Here is a 21732-nt window from a genome sequence, read left to right as displayed (position 1 = left end):
ACCGGCCGCACGGAGCATGGGTGCGCGGTACGCCGTGCCTGCTGCGGTCCGGCGGTGGCCGGCCGGCCACGGGTACCGGACCTGGCCAGGAGGGGAGCACTGCGCATGACGGAGATCGATCTGAGCGGTTCGAGTCAGTCAGCGGTCGAAAAGCGTGTCGAGGCGATCTGGCGCGACGTTCTGCACATGCCGCAGGATCGGCCTGACGCCACTTTCTTCGAATTGCAGGGACAGTCCATCTCGGCGGTTCGCATCGTCACCCGTATCGAGGACGAACTCGGTGTGGTGGTGGACGTCGGGCTCCTCTTCGAGGACCCGGACCTGACCACCTTCACCGCGGCGGTGGTGGCCGCCGCGCTGCCCGGGCGGGACGCGCAGGCGGCCAGCCCCGCCTGACCCGCGCCCGATCCGACGTCGCGGATCCACTCTCGGGGGTGGGTCCGCGTCGTCGTGTCCGGCCCCGGATCGGCGGCCGGGCCGTCGGGACCACGTCGACGGTCGTGCCCACCGACGCGGGACCGCGTCGGCCGGCGGGCGCGGCCAGCAGTCCGGACCGCAGGGTGAAGCTCCGGCGCAGGGCGGCGGGCACTGCGGGATCCACGGCGCGCGGGTGCGCGCCGGCGGCGCACACGACGGGACCCCGGGCCGGCGGGCCCGGGGTCCGGTGCGGACGCCTCAGCGGCGCCGGGCGATGGTGAGCCCGTCGGCGATCGGCAGCATGACGCTCTCGAAGCGGTCGTCGGCGGCGAGGGTGGCGTTGAAGGCGCGCAGCGTCTGCGCGGCGCGGCGGGGCAGACCGGGCTCGGCCAGCTCCGGGTCCAGGACGTACCCGTCGAGCAGCACGTTGTCGGCCAGCAGCAGGCCACCGGGGCGCAGCAGCGGCAGCACCGCCTCGTAGTAGGTGGGGTAGTTCATCTTGTCGGCGTCGATGAAGACCAGGTCGACGACCGTGTCGGCGGGCAGGGACCGCAGCGTGCGGGCCGCCGAGCCGAGCCGGAAGTCGATCCGGTCGGCCACCCCGGCCCGCTCCCAGTGGGCCCGGGCGATGTCGGCCCACCGGTCGGTGACGTCACAGGTCACCACCCGGCCGCCCGGGGCGAGCCCACGGGCGATGGCCAGGGCCGACACCCCGGTGAACGTCCCGATGTCCACCGCCGTACGCGCCCCGACGAGCCGGGTCAGGATGGTCAGCAGCGCGGCCTGTTCGACCGTCACCATCATCCCCGCCGCCTCGCCCACCGCGAGGGTCGCGTCGACCAGCCCACTCAACGCCGGGTCCGGCGGCGAGCTGGAGCGGGTCAGGTAGTCCTGGACCGCCTGGTTCACCGGCACGTGCTTGACCTCGGTGAATCCCGCGTTGCTCATGCGTCACCTTCCCGACGTGCCGGCCGTGCCGTCGCACGTCCATCGATCCGCGGTCGCGACCATCGTCGACCCGCGCCCCGGGCGGGGGCATCCTGTGGTGTGCGGCGCCCCGGACGCGACGACCCGTACGGTCGCGCGCCCGGGGCGCGGCGGTCGGCGCCACGGTCGGCGCCGGAGACGTCCGGCGCTCACACCGTCGCCGAGGAGACGGCCGTGACCCGCATCGGCAGCCCGCCCCGGATCCGCAGCGAGAGCATCGGCTCGGGCACCACCTGGTACGTCGGGTCGGCGGTGAGCCGCAGCTCCCGCACCACCATGGCGGTGACGAAGGTGGCCTCCATCAGCCCCAGGTTGTTGCCGACGCAGAACCGCGGTCCGGCGCCGAACGGCACGTACGCGTACCGGGGCCGGCCTCCGGAGCGGGCCGGGTCGAACCGGTCGGGGTCGAACCGGTCCGGCTCGTCCCAGAAGTCCGGGTGCCGGTGCAGGGTGTACGGGCAGATCAGCACGTCCACACCGGCCGGCACGTGGTACCCGCCGATCTCGTCCGGCCCCTGGGAGATGCGGGACAGCATCCACACCGGCGGGTAGAGCCGCATCGCCTCGTTGATCACCTGGGCGGTGAACCGCAGCCGGGCCAGGTCCTCGTACACCGGCAGCCGGTCGCCGAGCACCTGCACCGCCTCGGCGCGGACCCGCTCCCGGACCTCCGGATGCCGGTCGAGCAGGTGGAAGGTCCAGCCCAGCGTGCTGGCCGTCGTCTCGTGCCCGGCCAGCAGCAGGGTGACCAGCTCGTCGCGCATCCGCAGCCGGCCGACCCGGGGATCGGCCTCCTGCCGGGTCGAGACGATCAGCCGGGACAGCGCGTCGTCACCCTCCTCGCCCCGGGCCCGCCGCTCGGCGACCAGCGCGTCGACGACCCGTTGCAGCTCCCGCCGGGCGCGCCGGAACCGGAGCTGGTGGGGCAGCGGCAGCCAGGTCGGCACCGAGCCCATCGTGACCATCTCGAACATGGCCTGGTCCTGCATGACCTCGAAGGCGTGCCCCACCGAGCGGTGCCCGCTGAGGTCGCTGTCGAGCAGGGTCCGGCCGAGCACCCCGAGGGTGAGCCCGGTCATCTCCTTGACGATGTCGACCGGCGCGCCGTCGCGGTGCTCGCGCAGCCGGTCGACCAGCCGGGCGGCCTCCTCGACCACCGCGCCGGCCTGCGCCGCGATCCGCTTGGCCTGGAACGCCGGCTGGATCACCCGGCGCTGCTTGCGCCACAGCTCGCCCTCGCTGGTGAGCAGGCCGTCGCCGAGGGCCCGGCGGGCCTGGGCCAGCCCGACCCCCTTGTGGTAGTTCTGGCTGTTGTCGGCCAGCACGTGCTTGGCGTGGTCGGGGTGGTTGAAGAAGTAGAGCGTCTTGAACCTCGGCCCGAGCCGGACCGCGTCGCCGTAGCTCGCCGCCGTACGCATCATGCCCAGCCGGTCCCGGCCGAGCTGCCAGAGGGTACGCAGCATCGCCGGCCCGGTCGGACCCGCCGGCACCCGGCGGACCTGCGGGGCCGTCATCCCGTCACCCCGCCCCGGGCCGTGGCGTGCCACGCCGGCACGCCGTCGGCCAGGTCGACGCCGTCCGGGGTGAGCTGCCGGAACCGGCCGTGGACGAAGAGCACCCCGTCGGCCTCGGGCTCCCGGCGCGCCGAGAGCAGGCTGCCCACGAAGATGGTGTGGTCGCCACCCTCGTAGGACCGCCACAGCTCGCACTCGAAGTGCGCCAGCGCCCCGGTGATCAGCGGGGCGCCGGTGACCCGGCCGGGGGCCCAGTCGACCGCGTCGAACTGGGCGGCGCCCAGGGGGCGCCGCCGGTTCGCGAAGTGCCGGGCCACCGGCTCCTGGTGCGCGGCCAGCACGGAGACTCCGAACTGGCCGCGCTCCTGGAGGCTGCGATGCATGATCGCCTGCTGCTCGACGCAGACGAGCACCAGGGGCGGGTCGAGGGACACCGACGTGAACGAGTTCGCCGTCATCCCGTGTGGACAGTCCCCGCCGACGGTCACCACGGTCACGCCCGTGGCGAACGAGCCGAACGCACGGCGCAGCTGGACGGGGTCGGACGGCTCGACGACGGACTCTGAGTGGACGTTCACGTGTACCTCCCGTGGGTCGCTACGCCGCCCGTACCCGTGCCCGGTAGGGCGCCAGGGCCCGGGCCAGCGACTCCGGGACCCGGGCGGGGCTGGTGCGGTTGTTCGGCCCGCGCATGCAGGCCACCCGTTGCCGGCCGCGGGCGACCAGCAGCTCGCCGTCGGGGTGCAGCCGGACGTAGTCGAAGCTGAACTCGATCTGGGTCTGTGCCAGCTCCACCAGCCGCATCCGGATGGCCAGCTGGTCGAAGGCGGTGATCTCCGCGAAGAACTCGCAGTCCACCTTCAACGTGAACAGCTTCAGGTCGTCGCGCAGGTCGTCGAGGACGTCCGTCGCCTTGTCGTGCAGGAACATCTCCCGGCACCGTCCCTGCCAGCGCAGGTAGTTGACGTAGTAGACGTTCCCGACGAGGTTGGTCTCCTCGAAGCCCACCGTGTGCCGGTACTCGTAGTAGTCCTCCATGTCAGGACCACCCGTCGGTGAGGACGGCCAGGACGACCGGCGCGGCCGCGTCGCCCACGGTGGTGGCGAGGGTGGCCACCCGCACCGGGCCCGAGGCGAAGACCAGCCAGCCGTCGTGCTGCGCCGGGGTCAGCGCCACCGGCGCGTGCTCCGGCAGGCCGGCCTGACGCAGACAGGCCAGGACCGCCTCGATCCGGGTCCCGGCGGTGTCCCGGTCCTCACCGGGGCCGCCGACCACCTGGTCGAGCAGCGTGCCGTGCCGGCCCAGCGCCGCCGACCATTCCTCGGCCGAGCGCGCCGGCACCGGCCGCACGTCGCAGCCGACCTGGGCGGTGGCCGCCACGGCGAGGCTGAGTCCGGCACCGTGCGAGACCGCCACCGCGCGGTCGCCCACCTTCTCCGGGCGTCCGTCGGGGTCGCGGCGCAGCGACACGGCGTGCCCGAGGGCACGGCCGACCGCCAGGGCGTCCCGGTCGCCGGCGTCGGCCTCGCCGTCCGGCTCGACGGCGACCGCCACGGCGGCGCCGATCAGGTCGCCCAGGGTCCGCTCCACGTAGGAGCCGAGCAGCGGCGCCACCCAGGGACCCCGGCCGTCCTTCTTGCGTACGGCCCGCAGGTGCAGGCCCTCCCACCGCTCGACGACCTCGCCCGTGCCGGTGCGCAGCGCGATGTCGTAGACGTAGGTGTCACCGTCGCGCTCCCGCTCGGTGGCGCAATAGCGCAGCGGCTCGTCGACCCCCATCCGGGCTCCGGCCGGGTACAGCCGCTCGATCGCCACCGGCAGCAGCGTCGCGTCCGGCACGCAGACCTGGTTGCCGTGCATCAGCGCGTCCCGGACTCCCGGGTCGCCGAGCACCAGGGTGCTCGACAGGTAGGCGCTGAACCAGTCCGTGCCGGGCACGGTCGCCACGTCGGCGTCGACGTCGCGGGCGGCGGCCCGGTGGAAGCCGCGCAACCGCTGGAAGCGGGCCCCCTGGAACAGGGTGTCGCCGTACAGGTCCCGGGCCGGGTCCAGGGGCACCGGCGGCAGGTCGTCGGCGACCTGCTCCGGCGGGCCGGCCGGCACCGGATCCGCGTCGAAGCGCAGCAGCGCCTCGAAGTGGTCGGCGGCGAACCCGGTGTCCGCGGTGCGGATCACCGCCCGCACGGTGTCGTCGGCGGTGACCAGGGCCGCGATCCGGATGGTGGTGCTGCCGTGCGGTGGCACCACGATCGGCCGGGCGAACCGGGCCTGTTCGATGACCGGCACCTGTTCGCGGCCGGTGACCGCCATGGCCGCCTGCGCCATCGCCTCCATCCCGAACACCGCCGGGAAGAGCAGGTTGCCGTCGAGCAGGTGGTCGGGCAGGTACAGGTCGCTGCCGGCGGTGAGTTCGACGTCGGTGACCAGTTCGACCCCGTGGTAGCGGACCTGGGGCCGGTCCACGAAGCGCAGCAGCGGCAGCTCCGGCTCCTCGAAGCGCAGCGTGTCCAGGCCGTCGGCCCGTCCGCTGACCACCACCACCGGCGGGGTGTCCGGGTCGCCGACCAGCCGGCGCAGCACCGCCACACCCTGGTCGGGGGTGATCGGGGTGATGCCGTCGCGGGTCAGCGACTCGACGACGGACAGCCGCTCGCCCATGCCGACGCCCGACCAGACCGACCACTCCAGGCAGACCGCCCGGCAGTCCGGGTGGGCGGCGCCGAAACGCCGGGTCTGCTCGGCGAGCCGGTCGTTGGCCGTGGCGTAGTGCGCCTCGCCCCGCAGCCCGGCCCGGCCGATGATGCTGCCGAAGGTGACCAGCAGCTTCAGCCGGTCGGCGTCGACCGCCGCCAGGACGGCGGCGAGCCCGCCGACCTTGGGCGCCAGCGCGCCGTGGAAGGCGTCCATGCCCAGGGAGGTCAGCGCCGCCGGCTCGTTGCGTCCGGCGCCGTGCAGCACCGCGGTGACCGGGCCCAGCAGGCGCTGGGCCTCGTCCACGGCGGCCCGGACCGCCTCCGGGTCGGTGACGTCGGCCCGGAAGTACCGGGCCTCGACCCCGGCCGCGGCGAAGCGCTCCAGGTTGGCCGTCAGCTCCGCGTCACCGGCCAGCTCGGAGCGGCCCAGCACGGCCAGCTTGGCCCCGGCGTCGGCGGCCAGGGCGAGCGCGCACTCGGCGGTGATGCCCTTGCCGCCACCGGTGACCAGCAGCACGTCGCCCGTGGTGAGCGGCTGCTCGGTCCGGCCCGGGGTGATCGGCAGGGCCCGCAGGACCTGCTCCCGGCGTCCGCCCGAGGAGTCGTAGTGGACCTCGTGGTAGCCGTCGGTAGCCGCGACCTCGGCCATCACCCGCTCGGCGGCGTCCAGCTCCGTCGGCAGGTGCACCACCGTGGTCCGGATCCGGGGGTCCTCCAGCCGCAGGGTGCGGGCCAGGCCACTGGCCCCGAGGCCGTGCTGCACCACCACGAAGCGGTCGCCCGCCCCGCCGGCCAGCACCGCCCGGGCTCCCTGCAGGGCCGGTTCGAGCTGCTCCGGAGGGCAGTCCGCCGGCAGCCAGACCAGCACGCCGCCGCCCACGCCACCGGTGGCCAGCGCCTGCCGGACCTGCTCCGCGCGCGGGTCGGTGAGGGCGCCGAAGAGCTGCCACGTCCCGGACGGCCCGGCGGGGCCCGGCACCGGCGCGGGCGTCTCGACCAGGTCGACCGCGAACGCCCGGATGAAGGTGGCCACGCCGGCCACCGACTCCGGCTGCGCCAGGTCCTCGGTCAGGCCGGTGCCGACCAGGGTGTCCAGCGCCTCGGCGACCTCCCGTACGGTCGCCGTGGCGACGTTGGTGGGCAACCGCGACGGCGGTACGCCCAGCCGCTGCGCGGCCTGGTTGACCACCTGGCTGACGGTGATCGAGCTCAGGTGCAGGTCGTCGAGGAGTCGGCTGTCCTCGCCGACCATGTCCAGCGGCAGCTCCGCCCGCTCGGCGACGAGCTGGCGCAGCACCAGCGCCGCGGGCTCCCCGCTGGGCGCGGCGCCGGCCGCCGCGTCGGCCTCGACGGCCCGCTGCCGCGCCTCGGGCAGCGTCACCTCGGGCACCGTCTCGCAGGGGCTGGTGAAGAAGGTGAACTCGTCGACGTCCTTCAGCGGCCGGACCAGCCGGCCGTCGAAGAGCTGCGGGTGCACCCGGGCGGCCCCGACGACGTACGCCGCCGCGGCGACCCGCAGCACGCTGGCCATCGTCTCGTCGTCGGTGTCCAGCGCCACCGCCGGCACCGACACGTCGGTGCGGGCCAGGTCGGACAGGATCCGTCCGGGACCGACCTCGACGAACAGCTCCACCTCCTTGGCGGCCAACGCGACGGCCTGCGCGAACAGCACCGGGTCGGTGATCTGGTTGCGCAGCAGCACGGCCAGGTCGGTGTCCGCGGGCAGCTCGGCGCCGGTCACGGTGGAGATCACCTGCCGGTCCAACGGATGGAACCGCTCACCGGCGAGGTACCCGCCGAACGCCTCGGCCGCCTCGGCGACCAGGGGCGAGTGGAAGGCGTGCGAGACCCGCAGCCGCTTGCCGGCGATGCCGGCCGCCTCGGCGCGCTCCAGCACCCGGTCGACCGCCTCGACCGGGCCGGAGACCACGGTCTGACGCTGGCTGTTGTAGCCGCCGATGACCACCGGGTCGTCGCCGAGCAGCCGGCGTACGGCCTCCGGGTCGGCCGGGATGCCGGCCATCGCGCCGTCGGGGCGGCCGTGCTCGGCCATGGTGCGGCCCCGGGTGGCGGCCATCCGCAGCACCGACGGCAGGTCCATCGCCCCGGCCCAGTGCAGCGCGGTCAGTTCGCCGAGGCTGTGCCCGACGGCGACGTCGGCCTCGATGCCGAGCGCGGAGAGCACGCTCAGCCCAGCCACCGACCCAGTGACGATGCGCGGCTGGGCGACCTCGGTGGCCACCACGTCACCGGTGGGCAGCGCCGCCTGGGTGACGATCCGGTCTGCCTGGGTGAACCGGCGACGCAGCGCCTGGGCGGGCCGGCCACGGCCGGTGCCCTGCCCGGGGAAGAGGAAGCCGACCCGGGCGGAGCCGCGGGCGTGGCCGAGGAAGGCCCGGCCGTCCGCGGCGTACAGCCGGGTCTCCCCCGCCTGGAGGGCGGCGTGCACCCGCAGCAGCTGACGCTCGGCGTCCTCCGGCGAGCGGGCCACCACGGCGGCCCGGTACGGCCGGTCACCGAGCTCCCGGTAGAGGCCGGCGGCCAGGTCGCCGAGCTGGGCGTAGGAGAGCTTGACCACCTGCCCGGCCAGGACGCCGACCCGCTCGGCCAGCTCGGCCGGGGTGTCCGCGTCCAGGGCGAGCAGCTCGACGTTCTGCGCCCGGGCCGCCATCGTGCGGGTCCGGGCGTCCGGCGAGCGGCGGGTGCCCTCCTCGCCCTGGAGCACCAGGTGGGTGTTGATCCCACCGAAGCCCATCGCGGTGATCCCGGCACGCAGCGGCGTGTCGGCCGGCCACGGCTCGGCGGTGGGCAGCACCCGCAGCTTCGCCCCGTCGGCGGTGAGCACGTCGTGCGGCTCCTCGCAGCCGACGGTCGGCGGCAGCATCTGGTGGTGCACCGCGAGGACGGCCTTGAGCAGGCCGGCGACCCCGGCCGCCGCCTTGGTGTGCCCGATCATCGCCTTGATCGAGCTGATCGCGGCCGGTGTGCCGGACGCCCCGGCGGCGCGACGCGCCTCGGTCAGCGCCCGCAGCTCCGTCGCGTCACCGACCTCGGTGCCGGTGCCGTGCCCCTCGAACATGGCGACGGTCTCGACGCCGAAGCCGGCCCGGTCGTACGCCCGGCGCAGCGCCAGCCGGTAGCCGTCCTCCTCCGGCCGGGTGATGCCGCCCTTGCCGTCGGAGGACACCCCCCAGCCGGCGATCGAGGCGTAGATCCGCCGGCCCTGCGCCACCGCGTCCTCGTGGCGCATGAGCACGACCATGCCGCAGCCCTCGCCCGGCCAGAAGCCGTTGGAGCCCCGGTCGTAGACCTTCATCTCGCCGCGGGCCAGCGCGCCGGTCTTGGCGAAGCCGATGATCTCGAAGGGGTCGATCGACAGGTCGACCCCGCCGGCGACGGCGACGTCCAGTTCCCCGTCGGCCAGGCCGCGGCAGGCGGTCAGCACCGACAGCAGGGAGGAGGAGCAGGCGCCGTCGACGGTGTAGCCGCCGCCCTTGAGGTCGAAGTAGTTGCAGATCCGTCCGGCGATGGTGTTGGACAGGCCGCCGGCCAGGGTGTCCTCGTCGATCTCCGGGAACGGCGCCTTGTAGCGCTGCTCCAGCGCGCCGAGGAAGTCGGCGAGCTGCTCGTCGTCCCAGCCCTGCTCACGCAGGGCGGTGCCGACGGTCCGACGCACGTACGGCCAGCGCAGCCGCAGCACGTTGGCCCGGGAGAACTCCCCGGTGAGGGTGTTGCCCACCACCACGCCGGTCCGCTCGCGGGGCAGGTCCTCCCCCATCGGGAAGCCGGCGTCGCCGAGGGCCGAGGCGGCCACGTCCAGGGCCAGCCAGTGGGTCAGGTCGGTGGAGCGGTACGTGCTGCCGGCGATGCGGAACTTCATCCGGTCGAACTCGTACCCCTCGATGACGGCCGCGTTGCGCGCGTAGAACCGGTCCGGGACGCTGCGGTCGGCGTCCCAGTAGTCGGACAGCCGCATCCGCTCGTCCGGCAGGCGGCGGAAGGCCCGCCGGCCGGCGATCACGTTCTCCCACAGCTCCCGCGGCGACGCGGCGTCGGGATATCGGCACGCCAGGCCGACGACGGCGATCGCACTCATGCCGGTACCGCCTCCTTGTGCGAGTTGGGGCCCGCGGCGAGGGCGTCGGCGCCGGCGGGGACCGGGGCGGGCACGCTGCCGGGGGTTCCGCCGGCGGTGGCGGCCTCACGCTGCTCGCGGACCTTGTTGGAGATGTGCAGCGCCCACAGGTACATGCCGCGGATGAGGCAGACCCCGGCGGTGGCGAAGAAGAGCCCGTACGCGATCCCCGCGCCGGTGATCACCCCGTAGAGGGTGGCCACCCCGGCGCCGAAGGCGAGCTGCGAGGCGGGGCTGGACGGGCTGGTGCCCGGGTCGGTGATCATGTAGTTCGTGAACAGCACGAACGCCACGCTGGTCATCATGCCGAGGGCGCCCAGGATGGCCGTGTCGAGGATGAGGCCGCGCACCACCGCCTGGAGCACGAACGCGGACAGCCAGCCGAGGATCAGCCACATCCGGCCGGTGAGCTTGGCGTTGAGCATGGTCCCGGCGGTGACGATGATGGCCGGGATCAACCAGTCGCCGAACGCGTTGGTGTGCTCGGTGAAGTGGTAGGGCGGGGCGATGCTGGCCCACGGGAAGAGGATCAGGATGATCGCGATGCCGAAGTTGGACGGGTTCATGTAGTGCCGCAGCCGGCCCTTCACCGGGGCCCGCAGGATCCACTTCGCGGCGATCGCGACGGTGACGCCGAACATCATCACCCAGACCCGGTCGTTGACGTAGGTCAGCATGTTGACGGCCAGCGAGGTGATGTGCGCCGGGAAGAGGAACTCGACGAACCCGCGCCGGCCGGCGCCGAGGAAGCGCGGCGCGCGGCCCTCGGCCCGGGCCCCGATCACCTCGAGCACGATCTCGACGGTGTACCCGGTGGCGAGCGCGATGAAGGGCCACAGCCAGGGCTGCTCGAAGCCGAGGTAGGTGTAGCCGACGATGTTGAAGATCGTGATCGAGATGGCGAAGCGGCGGAGGGCCGTCGTGGTCTTGGTGTCGTGTCGGACGGGGCTGGTCTTGGTCTCGGCCATCTCCGTTACCTCTCGTTGGCCTGCGAGCCGAGCTGCACGTCGTGCCAGCCCGGGGTCAGCTGAAGGTCCTGCTTGCGGATCTGTCCGGTGCGGTCGCGCCAGCAGAGGCTGACCTGCACCGGGCCGGTCACGTCGGCGCCGAGTCCGATGTGCACCTCGTTGCTGCGCTTGCCGGAGTGCCCGCCGCCGCCGTCGACCTTGGAGACGAGCTTGCGGCCGTCCGGGGTGGTGACGGTGACCTGGGCGCCGACGGCGGGTGAGCCGCGGCCGGCCGGGTCGGCGGACTGGTGGGTCAGGCGCAGGCCGAGGAAGGCGCCCGCCTTGGGGCTGGTGTTGTGGTAGAAGATCGGCTCCGCCCACTGCCGGGCCACCGCGAGGTCGAGCCGGCCGTCACCGTCGGCGTCGCCGGTGGCCAGCCCCCGGGTCGGTACGGGGATGTCCAGGCCGAGTTCGGGGGCGATGTTGACGTACCGGCCGTCCTCGCCCCGCACGAAGAAGTGCAGCCGCTGGCTGCCGCCGACGTCGTCGCCGGCGCGCACGTTCGGCCACCAGTCCGGGTTGTGCACCACGGTGTCGTTGGCGGTGGCCAGCTCCTGCAGCTGGGGCCAGCGGTTGACCTCGCCCCGGACGAAGCCGGTGGCCTGGGCGATGGCGAGCCGGCCGCCGTTGTCGAAGTCGGCCATCTTGACGTCCCAGCCCCAACCGGACCAGGCCAGGCCGAGGTCGGCGCTGCGGTCGTAGAACGGCGCGTCACCGCCGCTGAACTTCGTCTTCACCTCGGCGTGGTTCTTGGCGGTGTTGATGAAGGCGTAGTTGCTCTCGTGGATGCCGAACGGCGTGGTGATGTTGCTGACGAACAGGTCGTACAGGCCGTCGCCGTCGATGTCGCCGAAGTCGGCGCCCATCCCCTTGAACGAGTCCTTGCCGAGCACCTTCGACTTCGGGACCGTCGCGCTGCGCACCCCGTCGACCAGGACGAACTCGATGTTGCCCGGGGTGGAGCGGTTGTAGAGCAACCGGTCGGGGCCGAAGTCGTGGGCCAGGTACAGCTCGGGCAGCAGGTCGCCGTCGATGTCGGCGGCGGAGGCGCCGAGGGCCCAGCCCTTGGAGACAGCGCGGGGGATCACGTTGTCGACCCGCTGGAAGGTGGCGGCCGGCTCGGCGCCCGGGGTGCCGCCGGTCCACCGGAAGATGTAGTCCTCACCGCCGTTGATGCCGTTGGACATCGAGTCGTTCATCTCCACCCCGCCGTCGACGGTGTCGTCGAGGACCGGGCTGTGCGGGAAGTAGTTCCCGACGTAGATGTCGACGTGGCCGTCGCCGTCGAAGTCGTCGATCGCCACGGCGTTGGTGTTCCACAGTGGGCCGTTGTACTCGTCGGCGCCGACGCCGGGCACCAGCTCGACCGGACGGAAGGCGGCGTTGCCGAGGGCGAGCGCGCCGCCGCGGGCGAGGAAGAGGATCGGCGTGCGGCCCCAGTAGTAGACCAGCAGGTCCATCCGGCCGTCCTCGTTGAAGTCACCCGGCGCGCAGCCCATCGGGGCGGTGATCCGGCTGATCGGCAGCGGCGCGGCATCGAGCGCGAACGGCTGGTACCGCTGCTCGCCCTTGCCCGGCGTCGGCGTGACGATCGTCTGGTCCGTGCGGGGATCGGTCACGCAGAGGTCGTTGGCCAGGCCGTCGGCGTCCAGGTCGTTCATGGCGATGCCGGCACCCACGGAGGAGATCCAGGCGTCGATGTTGGTGTAGGCCTTGTTCACCTTGCGGATGGACTGCTGGACGGCTCCGGAGGGCAGTGCGATGCCCATGGGCTCGAACGCGTACCGGGACGCCAGCCCCGACCGCTCCTCGGCGGATGCGCTGGGCAACCGGACGGCGAAGAACATTCCGACCACGAGTGCGAGGCCGATGATCCCGGCTAGCTGCCGGCGCAGCAAGCCAAACGTCGCTGACATGAACTCAAGACCTCCCGTTGGTGACGGACTCGTCGGTGGTGACTCCACCGCGCGTCGCGGTGGCGTACCGGCCCGGGCCGGTCGGGTCACGGGCCGCCGGCGCCGTACGCGTCGCCGGTGGCCCGCCCCCGACCGGAGGCGGTCGACACGCGACCGGGTCCGGCGCCGGAGGGCCCGGACGGGGACCGGTGGTGTCGCCCGCCATTCGGGGGGACGTGTCAGCAGATCCTCACAGGACGCCAGAAACCCGGGCTACTCGAAAATTGCTGAGCATTGTCGTACATCGAATTGATGACACATATAAATATGATTCCCGATCACCGGGACAGGGTTTTCGAAAAAGACTGGCCAGGCCACGGTAATGGCGGCGGATTAATCTGTCGCAACGTGCGCTGTCCTGTCGAAATGCTGACGGATGTTGGTCCGCCACGTCTCGTAGGGTGGCCTCGGCCCGCCGTCGTCGGCGCCCGGCGCGGTGTCGTCGGCCAGGGCGACGGCCGCCGGCACGGACAGCTCGGCGAGCGCGGCGGCGGCCACCGCCGAGTGCGGGGGCACGAAACCCGCGTGCACCCGTGCCCGCACCGCGAACACGCTGCCCAGCGCCAACTCCGGCGCGTACGGGCCGGCCCAGCGGCGCAGCGTCGCGAGGTCGGCCTCACCGCACCCGCCGGCGAAGGTGGCGGCCAGCCCGACCCCGCTGTACAGGTCCGCCCGGCGTTCCGGGGCGAATCGGCGCACGGCGGCGTCCACGTCGGCGACCCGGGCGCCGTGGATGAACCACAGGGCCCGACCGATGCCCTGGTCCACCGCCCGGCCGAAGTAGTCCGGCCGCCCCTGCCAGGCGTACGGCGCGGGCACCCGCTGCTCGTCGACCCACTTGCGCACGTCGAAGTAGGCGAGGTCGAAGCCGTAGCCGTCGACGGCCAGCCAGGTCATCGTCGGGTGGAACGGCCCCGGCTCCAGCTCGGGCACCACCTTGCGCCACAGCGGCCGGGGCAGCCGGGCCATGGCGAAGCCGATGCCGATGTAGGCCAGGAAGAGGTGCGGGGCGCCCGGTCCGGTCAGCAGCTCGCGGGTGCGTCGCCGCCGGCCGCCGCCCATCGCGTCCAGCACGGTGAAGGCCATCGTCACGCCCTCGTACGCGAACCCGCGCATGCCCTCGTCGACCAGCTCGACCCGGTGTTGCACCTCGGTGAGGTCCCGGGCGTCGATCCCCCACTCGAAGCCGCACACGACGGCCCGGGGAATGGCCTCCAGCCGCGCGGTGGCGGCCGACGGAGGCCCGGGGAAACCCCGGCGGACGAAGCCGACCTCGCTCAGCGCGGGGGCCAGCGCGAGACGGCGCAACGAGCCCAGAACGGTGGACATGGTTCCTCCCGGATGGAGTCGGACAGGACGCTCGCCCGCCACCGGCGGGGTGCCGGTGGCGGGCGCGGGGTCACGACGGGGCAGCCGGTGGGACCGGGTCGAGCGGGACCCAGGCCACCGCCCGGCGGGCTGCCGCCATGCTGGCCCAGGCCGTCAACTCGACCAGGGCCCGGTCGTCGGCCCCGCCGGCGCGCACGCCGTGCACCACCTCGTCGTCGACCTGGTAGGCCGCGAACGCGGTGAGCAGGGCGAGCCGCCCGGCGGGGCGGTCGGCGGCGGGCAGTTCGCGCACCGCGTCGCCGACCCAGGCCCGGCTGAGCCCCGTCGGCCGGCCGTCCCAGCCGTCGAGCCGGGCGGCGACCAGCTCGCGCACCGACTCCGGCACCGAGCGGCGCCCGGCGGCGTCGACGGCCGCGCCGCCGCGGGCGAGCGCGTCGGCCAGCACCGGGTGGCCGGCGGCCCAGCCCAGGTCCGGCGCGGGCGGCGCGGGCGGCAGCAGGTCCAGCGCGACGCCGGCGGGCCGCTCGCGTCGCGCCCCCCGGGCCATCAGCCGGCCGAAGACCCGGCGTACGCCGCCGCGCACCGACTCGGGCACGCCGGCCGGGATGGGCGAGGGGTCGAGGAAGACGTTCACCATCCGGTTGAGGTAGTGGAAGACCAGCGCCACGCCGAGCAGTTCGACGGCCTCGTCGGCGGCGACCGGAGGCACGGCGTGCCGGGCCGCCGCCCGGTCCGTGCCGGCCCGGGCCCAGTCGGCCACCCGGGCCCGCCGGGCGTCGAGCGCCGCGTCGGCGCCCGACCGGACCAGGCCGGCCATCGTCGCCGAGTGGACCTCCACGCAGTACGGGCAGGTGTTGGCCGACGACACGGCGGCGGCCACCGCCTCGCGGGTGGCCCGGTCCACCCGCCCGGCGGCGACCAGCGTCTCGCGCAGCACGACCCAGCACGCGGCCAGCACGTCCGGCGCGGGTGAGTGCAGGCTGACCGGTGGGGCGAGCATGCCGAAGTCCCGCTCCACCTGCGCGTAGACCGAGGCGACCAGGCCCTCGGCCCGTTCGACCGGCACCGGGGTGACCCGACGCACGTGCCCCCGGGAGGGGCGGCGGGCCACCCTGGCGTACAGACCGGTCACCGCCGCAGCGCGCCGCTCACCAGCGGCAGCACGGCGTCGCGGCTGCTGGTGGCCCCGTCCGGCGCGGGCGCGCCGTACCGCACGTCCACCCCGCGCGCCCGCGCGGCCTCGACGATGCCCGGCACCGCCCGCTCGGCGAGCGCGGCGATCGTCATCGCCGGGTTCACGGTCAGCCCGGCCGGCACCGCCGAGCCGTCGGTGACGAAGATGCCCGGATGGTCGCGCAGCTCGTGCCGGTCGTCGAGCGCCGAGGTCGCCGGGTCGTCGCCGATCCGGCAGGACGCCAGCGGGTGCACGGTGTACGCGCCCACCACGTCGTTGGTCCACGGCATCACCCGGGAGAGCCCGTCGCGTTCGAGGATGTCGCGCACCTCGGCGTCGGAGAGCGCCCAGCCGCGCAACGTGTTCTCGGTCGGCTCGTAGCGCAGCGAGCCCCGGGCCAGCATCTGCTGGGACAGCCGCATCGCGTTGCCGCTGGGCGGCGGGGCCCCGAACACGCCCTCGTTGTCGTCCTCGCTCATGGTGAAGACCGTCAGCCAGGACTGCCACTTGCGCAGCAGCTCCTTCTTCTCGGCGCCGAACCAGGTCGGCCCGAGGGCGTCCGGCACCTGGGCCAGGATGGTGCCGAAGCCCGGCGGGAAGTAGAGCTGCTCCAGGGAGTACCGCTCGTACTCGGGCAGGGACCCGTCGAGCTTGTCCCAGGTGGCCACGCAGGGGCCCTTGCCGATCTGGTACGCCTCGTACGGCACCCCGTCCGGCCGGCTCAGACCGAGCACGTCGCGGATACGCTCCTCGTCGAAGATGGCGGTGTTGAGCCGTTCGCCGTTGCCGGAGAAGTACCGGCCGACGGCGTGCGGCATGGTGCCGAGGGTCGGCTCCGAGCGCTGGAGGATGACCGGCGTGGCCCCGGCCCCGGCGGCGAGTACGACGATCTTGGCGTCGATCGTGCCGCTGCCCACCTCGACCCGGTAGTCGACGTCGTCGAGGACGGTGTAGTGCACCCGGTAGCCGCCGTCGTCGGTGCGCGACAGGTGCTGCACCTCGTGCAGCGGGCGGATCTGCGCGCCGTGCGCCAGCGCGGCCGGCAGGTAGTTCAGCAGCAGCGACCGCTTGGCGTCGAAGCGGCAGCCGGACATCATCCAGTTGCAGTTGGTGCACTTCTCCTGGTCGAGCGCCACCGGCACCGCGTTCGCGGTCCGTCCGGCGTGGTCGCAGGCCGCGCCGAACAGCCCGCCGGAGAACGGCACGGTGTCCCAGGTCGTCTGGGTCACCGGCAGCGCCTCGGCGACCCGGTCGTACCAGGGTTCGAGGGAGTCGCGGGAGATCGCGGCCGGCCACATCCGGTGGCCGAAGCGTCCCTGCCGGTCGAAGACGAACCGGGGCGCGCGGGGCATCGCGGCGAAGTAGACGACGCTGCCGCCGCCCACGCAGTTGCCGCTGAGCACGCTCATCCCGTCACCGATGACGAAGTCGAAGATCCGGGTCGACGACGAGCCGAACTTGAAGTCGTGCTGGAAGTCCTCGCCGGACAGCCACGGCCCGCGCTCCAGCACGACCACGCGCGCGCCGCCGGCCGCGAGGTGGTACGCCGTGATCGCGCCGCCGAAGCCGCTACCGATCACCAGGACGTCGGTGCTCTCGGAACTCGTCATGCGGGGCTCCCGGAGGGGGTGGTGTCGGGGTGCGGCCGGGCCAGTTGGCGGCCGTAGCTGTAGGTGCCGAAGCGCCACAGCCCGTCGGCGTCCGGCGGGCGGAAGCCGATGGTGTTCAGCCCCGCGTGGCCGGCGGCGAGCGCCTCCACCGTGCTGGTGTGCGATCCGGCGTCGAAGGCGATGGTGCTGAACATGGCGAGGCTGATCCACGCCTCCCGCTCGGGGTGCCCGCGGTCGGTCAGTCGCTGCACGAGCAGCACCCGGTGCGGGTAGTCGAGCGAGACGAACGGCGGGACCTCGGGATCCAGCTCGATCCCGGCCTCGGCGGCGTACCCCCGGGCGTGCTCGTTGAGCCCGTCGGCCAGCGCGTCCAGCGCCGGGGCCATGCCCCCCTCGGCGGAGCGGAGCACCTCCAGCGCGCCGGAGGCGACGGCCCCGCCGCCCTGCGACACCCCGGCCACGGCGCGGTCGCCCGGCCACCGCTTCTCGCCGGGCAGAATCGTGTCGGCATACGCCTCCAGCGCCATCGTCCGCGCCTGGTCGACTTCCATTTCCGTGGGCACGGGCATCACCTCCGACGATCATTGCGAATGGACAGGAAACGCGTGACGCGCCAGCGGACGCCTGCAATTCAGGTCGCTGCGAAAGTGGCTCACCGCAGCCCGCGACATTCATCCGTCATGGCGTACCCCAATGGTGTACGGAGGCCGCCGCCGGCACATCTCGCGTTTTGCTTTCTGTGTCCACAATGGACGAGGTTCCGGGCGCGGGGCGACCGCCAGGTGGACACGGGCACGGCAGGGACCAGGGATGTGCGGGGGCCGCACGATCGCCGGAGTCCGGGCCGGGAGCCGGACGGGCGGCGCGACGGCACAGCCGCGGAGTTCCCGGCGACGACCCCCACCTCGGCCGGCACGGACGCCTCCCCCGGCGGCGACGGCCGCCGGGGCGCCGCCGACGGTGGCTCAGACCTCCGACGCCACCGCCACGACCAGTTCGTCCGGTCCGCCGCGCAGCCCCACCACGCAGGTGGCGACCCGCCAGCCGCCGGCGGTGAGCAGCACCCACCGGTCCGGGGTCCCCCGGTCGTACGTGAGCGGGGTGACCGCCGTGACGCCGACCTTGTGCAGCGACTCCAGCGCCGACCACACCCGGGTCGCCGCCGTGGACAACGGCTCGCCGGTCTCGGCGGCGATCAGGTCGGCCAGGGCGAGGTGCCCGCCGAGCAGCTGGCGCCACTCGGCGCGCTCGCGCCGGGCGACGGGTTCGAGGTCGCAGCCCACCGGCGTGCGCGCGGCCACCGCGAGGGTGTTCGTCGCGCCGTGCGCGGCCGACACCCACCAGCCGCCGCCGACCTCGGGCCGCCCGTCGGGGCGGTAGCGCACCGTCGTGCCGGCGCCGAGCAGCCGGGACACGGCCAGGGCGGTGTGCTGCCGACGCCGCTCGCGGCGCAGTCCCGGCTCGAGCACGGTGGCGGCGTCGAAGCCGACCAGTTCGGTGAGCCTGCGGTGCAGGTAGGGCCCGAGCACCTGCGCCGGCCACGGACCGGGCGGCCGACCGCCCGGCCGCAGCCGCAACCGCAGGCCGGTCCACCGCTCGACGACCCGTCCCCCGGCCAACGCCTCCAGGTCGAACCGGTGCACGTCACGGTCCTGGTCCCGGCGCAGGGCGTGCAGCGTCACCTGCTCGTACGGGCCGGCGCCGGCCAGCCAGATCCGGTCCACGCCGAGCGGTTGCAGCACCGCGTCGGGGGCCCAGGGCTGCAGGGCGTGCAGGAAGGCGTCGCGCAGGCCGGGGTCACCGAGCACCAGCGCTTCCGGCGGGGCCGCCGCGAACCACCACGTCGCGCCGGCCCCGGCCAGTTCGGCCACGCAGCCCGACGCGGTGATCTCGCGGTAGCGCAGCAGGCGGCGCAGCCGCCGGCCACGCCGGACCAGCCCGTCGTACACCTCGCGGGCCGGGTCGATCGACATCGGTGGCGGCTCGACGGGCCGCGCGGGGGGCACCGGCAGCGCCGCCGGGACGGGCACGGTGGCCGCCGGGTACCGCACGACCGGCACCCGGTCCGGCACCCCGCCGGCGCCGCGGTGGCGCAGCCGGGCGCGGACGTGGTCGACCTGACCTCCGGGGTACGCGCTGCGCAACGTCACCTCGGCCGTGCTCGCCTCCGACCCGGCCACCGCGGTCAGTCGCAGCTCGACGGCGCGGTCGCGGGGCACCACGAGCGGCGCGCCGAACTCGACCGCCTCGATCACCGGCGGTCCGAGGTGGCCGGTGAGCGCGGCCCACGCCTGCGCGAGCGCCTCCAGGGCGCACGCGACGGGGAGCACCGGCGCACCGCCGTCCCCCGGGTCGTCGAGGTACGGGTCCTCCCCCGGTCCCAGGGTCGTCCCCGTCACCAGCAGCCGGCCCGGCTCGTGGACGAGCACCGAGGTGGTGAAGCGCGCGGCGAGCGCCGCCGTGCGGTACGCCGTCGTGATCCGCTCCACCGTGCCCACCTTTCCCCGGCCGGGTCGTCCGTCAGGCGAAGTGCGCCTGGATCCGTCGACGCCAGATCTCGTACGCCGGCTCGGTCCCGTCCGGCGGGAGGGTGTCCCGCTCCCGCTCGGTGATCCCCGCCGCCTCCTGCGGGGTGCAGCCGCAGAAGATGCCGGTGGCCAGGGGCGTGTGCTCGGTGGCCAGGCCGGCGAGCAGCCGCGCCTGGGCGGCGAACGCCGAGCCCTGGGCCAGTTGCGGCCGGTACCGGCCGGCGTGGACGTACAGCTTCTTGAGGTCGTCGGAGTCGGCGCCGCCGGCGTAGGTGGCGGCCAGCCCCATGCCGCTCCACAGGTCGCCGTGGCGGGACTCGTCGAACCGGCCGATCAGCTCGGCCGCCACGTCGGGGTCGGCCCCGGCGACGAACCAGCTGGCCCGTCCGATGCCCTGGTCGACGGCGTGCCGGGCGTAGTCGCCGGGCACGTCCGGGGGCCAGGTGACCGGCTCGACCTCCTGGCGGCGCACGTACCGGTCGGTCTCGAAGTAGGCACGATGGAAGCCGAGGCCGTCGAGCACCAGCCAGCGCAGCAGCGGGTCCGGCGCCGGGACGGCCCGCCAGCGCCACCGGGGCAGCTTGGCGTACGCCCAGCCGATCCCGACGTAGGCCATGTAGATGTGCGGCGCGCCCGCGCCGGTCAGGAAGCGGGCGGTCCGCCCGCCACCGGGGGCGACCCCGTCCAGGATGGCGTAGCCCATGGCCGCGCCCTCGTAGGCGAAGCCACGGAACTGCCGCTCGATCAGGTCCAGGCGGTCGATGTCGGTGTCCTCGCGGGCCTCGACCGCGGCCCGGAAGCCGGTGAGGAAGCTGGCGCCGACGGACTCGAGCCGACGCCGGGTGGGCTCGTCCTTGACGTGGAATCCGCGCCGGCTCATCGTCGTCTCGACGGTGTCCGGCGTCATGAGCTGCGCGCGGAGTGTGCGCCACAGGCCTGCCATCGGGCTCTCCCCACGGATGACGGACGCCGGCGGCGTCCGTGTCCTCGTCCGGTGCATCCGGATGGGCCGAGGCTATGGCCGACGCGCGGCGGTCGCCTACTTCCTGGTTGCTCTGCGTGATCCCCCGATCACCGCAAATCACGAGTTTGTGCTGGTGAGAGCGACGGGAGCCGGTCGTAATTGCTGCTCAAGAGCCGGTCGAGTGACGGCACGAACAGAGAAGGAATGCGGTCGTCAACTGGGGCACACTCGGAAAGTCTATTCGACGTAGATCACGTCCCGCAGGGCGTGCCGACGCATGTCAGGCAATTTTCCGGCATCGCCGGGAACGCCGTCACAGCATTCCGAATCCGATATCGGACGACGAAGTTCGTCAATCGGTATATGTGCGCGACATTGAGTCGGTACACCGCGCGGGGCCGGCGCGCCGAACAGGCACCCCGCCCGTCACGACCTATCAGGAAGAGGGTACCGACGTGACCCAGGCACCCGACGTGATCGCCGATCTCACCGCGGAGAGCGAGGCTCTCGACGCCCTGGTGGCACAGCTGGACGCGGACCAGTGGGACACGGCCACCCCGGCGCCCGGCTGGACGATCCGGCACCAGATCGCCCACCTCGCCGCGACCTTCCGGCTCGCCGGGTTGGCCGCCGCGCAGCCGGCCACGTTCCAGGAGGTGGTCTCCCGGCTCAGCGACGACTTCGACGCCAACGTGGCGGCGGCCATGGCGGATTTCGTCGTCGAGCCGCCCCCGGTCCTGCTGTCCCGCTGGCGCGCCGAGCGGGCCACGGCCGAGAAGGCGCTCGCCGCCGTGCCGCCCGGCCAGCCGGTGCCGTGGCTGGTGCGCGCACTGCCGGCGCCGGTGCTCGCGGCGGCCGGGATGATGGAGGTCTTCGGGCACGGCCAGGACGTCGCGGACGCCCTGGGAGTGCGCCGGACCCCCACCGACCGCCTCGGCCACCTGGTCGGATTCGCCGTCCGGACCTGGGACTTCGGGTACCTGGCGCGCGGACTGACCCCGCCGGACGTCGAGTTCCGCTTCGAGATCACCGCACCCTCCGGCGCGCTGTGGACCTTCGGTCCGGAGGACGCCGCGCAGCGGATCACCGGCCCGGCCGAGGACTTCTGCCTGCTCGTCACCCGACGCCGGCACCGCGACGACCTGGCCCTGCGAGCGGTCGGCAGCGAGGCCGACCACTGGCTGGACATCGCCCAGGCGTACCGGGGTCCGGCCGGGTCGGGTCGCGCCCCGGGCCAGTTCACCCGGGCCGGGAAGCAGTAGCGCGTCAACCGGATTCCACTCCGGACCGGGTCGGATATCTGTCCGGCGCAGTTCCGTCCACCGGCCGGGACGCCGGATCGCCCCTTGTCCGACGTTCCGGCCGGCGGACACCCGACAAACCGGATGGAACAGCCAGAGATTGCCCGGCAACAGATA

15 protein-coding genes are annotated in these 21732 nt (G+C 73.9%); 2 read left to right on the top strand and 13 right to left on the bottom strand.

All coding sequences use genetic code 11. The features are described from left to right. Positions 1-105: 105 nt before the first annotated feature. Positions 106-396: a phosphopantetheine-binding protein gene (locus ACPFP2_RS01010; RefSeq protein WP_363879099.1), complete on the top strand. Its 291-nt coding sequence runs from the start codon at positions 106-108 to the stop codon at positions 394-396. A gap of 279 nt (positions 397-675) precedes the next feature. Here ACPFP2_RS01010 and ACPFP2_RS01005 read toward each other — a convergent pair whose 3' ends face one another. From ACPFP2_RS01005 to ACPFP2_RS00945, 13 genes are all read right to left on the bottom strand, one after another. Next, positions 676-1365, bottom strand: coding sequence for an O-methyltransferase (locus ACPFP2_RS01005; RefSeq protein ID WP_424085073.1), 690 nt, complete (start codon positions 1363-1365; stop codon positions 676-678). 188 nt (positions 1366-1553) lie between these two features. After that, entirely contained in the window at positions 1554-2918 is a 1365-nt protein-coding gene (locus ACPFP2_RS01000; protein ID WP_424085071.1) for a cytochrome P450, read from the bottom strand. Further along, positions 2915-3496, bottom strand: coding sequence for a flavin reductase family protein (locus ACPFP2_RS00995; RefSeq protein ID WP_424085070.1), 582 nt, complete (start codon positions 3494-3496; stop codon positions 2915-2917). Before ACPFP2_RS00995 ends, ACPFP2_RS01000 begins: the two co-directional genes overlap by 4 nt. Before the next feature lie 19 nt (positions 3497-3515). Next, entirely contained in the window at positions 3516-3956 is a 441-nt protein-coding gene (locus ACPFP2_RS00990) for an acyl-CoA thioesterase (protein WP_424085068.1), read from the bottom strand. A gap of 1 nt (position 3957) precedes the next feature. After that, positions 3958-9708, bottom strand: coding sequence for a type I polyketide synthase (locus ACPFP2_RS00985; protein ID WP_424085065.1), 5751 nt, complete (start codon positions 9706-9708; stop codon positions 3958-3960). Further along, complete coding sequence (locus ACPFP2_RS00980; RefSeq protein WP_424085063.1) at positions 9705-10715, bottom strand: enediyne biosynthesis protein; 1011 nt, start codon at positions 10713-10715, stop codon at positions 9705-9707. The genes ACPFP2_RS00985 and ACPFP2_RS00980 overlap by 4 nt, the downstream gene beginning before the upstream one ends. Before the next feature lie 5 nt (positions 10716-10720). Beyond that, complete coding sequence (locus tag ACPFP2_RS00975; RefSeq protein ID WP_424085061.1) at positions 10721-12670, bottom strand: CRTAC1 family protein; 1950 nt, start codon at positions 12668-12670, stop codon at positions 10721-10723. 372 nt (positions 12671-13042) lie between these two features. Further along, complete coding sequence (locus ACPFP2_RS00970) at positions 13043-14038, bottom strand: DUF1702 family protein (protein ID WP_424085059.1); 996 nt, start codon at positions 14036-14038, stop codon at positions 13043-13045. 70 nt (positions 14039-14108) lie between these two features. Next, positions 14109-15170 (bottom strand): carboxymuconolactone decarboxylase family protein, encoded by a 1062-nt coding sequence (locus ACPFP2_RS00965; protein ID WP_424085058.1) that lies wholly within the window; start codon positions 15168-15170, stop codon positions 14109-14111. Further along, a complete protein-coding gene (locus ACPFP2_RS00960) occupies positions 15167-16822 on the bottom strand; it encodes an FAD-dependent oxidoreductase (protein WP_424085056.1) in 1656 nt (551 codons plus the stop codon). The genes ACPFP2_RS00965 and ACPFP2_RS00960 overlap by 4 nt, the downstream gene beginning before the upstream one ends. Then, complete coding sequence (locus ACPFP2_RS00955) at positions 16819-17391, bottom strand: DUF5987 family protein (RefSeq protein ID WP_424085054.1); 573 nt, start codon at positions 17389-17391, stop codon at positions 16819-16821. The genes ACPFP2_RS00960 and ACPFP2_RS00955 overlap by 4 nt, the downstream gene beginning before the upstream one ends. Before the next feature lie 396 nt (positions 17392-17787). Continuing rightward, positions 17788-19311, bottom strand: coding sequence for a polyketide synthase dehydratase domain-containing protein (locus tag ACPFP2_RS00950; protein WP_424085052.1), 1524 nt, complete (start codon positions 19309-19311; stop codon positions 17788-17790). Between the two features lie 31 nt (positions 19312-19342). Beyond that, entirely contained in the window at positions 19343-20293 is a 951-nt protein-coding gene (locus ACPFP2_RS00945) for a DUF1702 family protein (RefSeq protein WP_424085050.1), read from the bottom strand. Between the two features lie 476 nt (positions 20294-20769). On the opposite strand from ACPFP2_RS00945, the gene ACPFP2_RS00940 reads away from it, so the two are divergent. After that, on the top strand, positions 20770-21576 hold the full coding sequence (locus tag ACPFP2_RS00940) for a TIGR03084 family metal-binding protein (RefSeq protein ID WP_424085048.1): 807 nt from the start codon (positions 20770-20772) through the stop codon (positions 21574-21576). Positions 21577-21732: the final 156 nt, after the last annotated feature.

The sequence above is a fragment of the Micromonospora citrea genome (assembly GCF_049629545.1).
In the GTDB taxonomy this organism is placed as follows: Bacteria; Actinomycetota; Actinomycetes; order Mycobacteriales; family Micromonosporaceae; genus Micromonospora; species Micromonospora citrea_A.
Note: the sequence above shows the minus strand (reverse complement) of the source record. Positions and strands in the feature narration are given on the sequence as shown.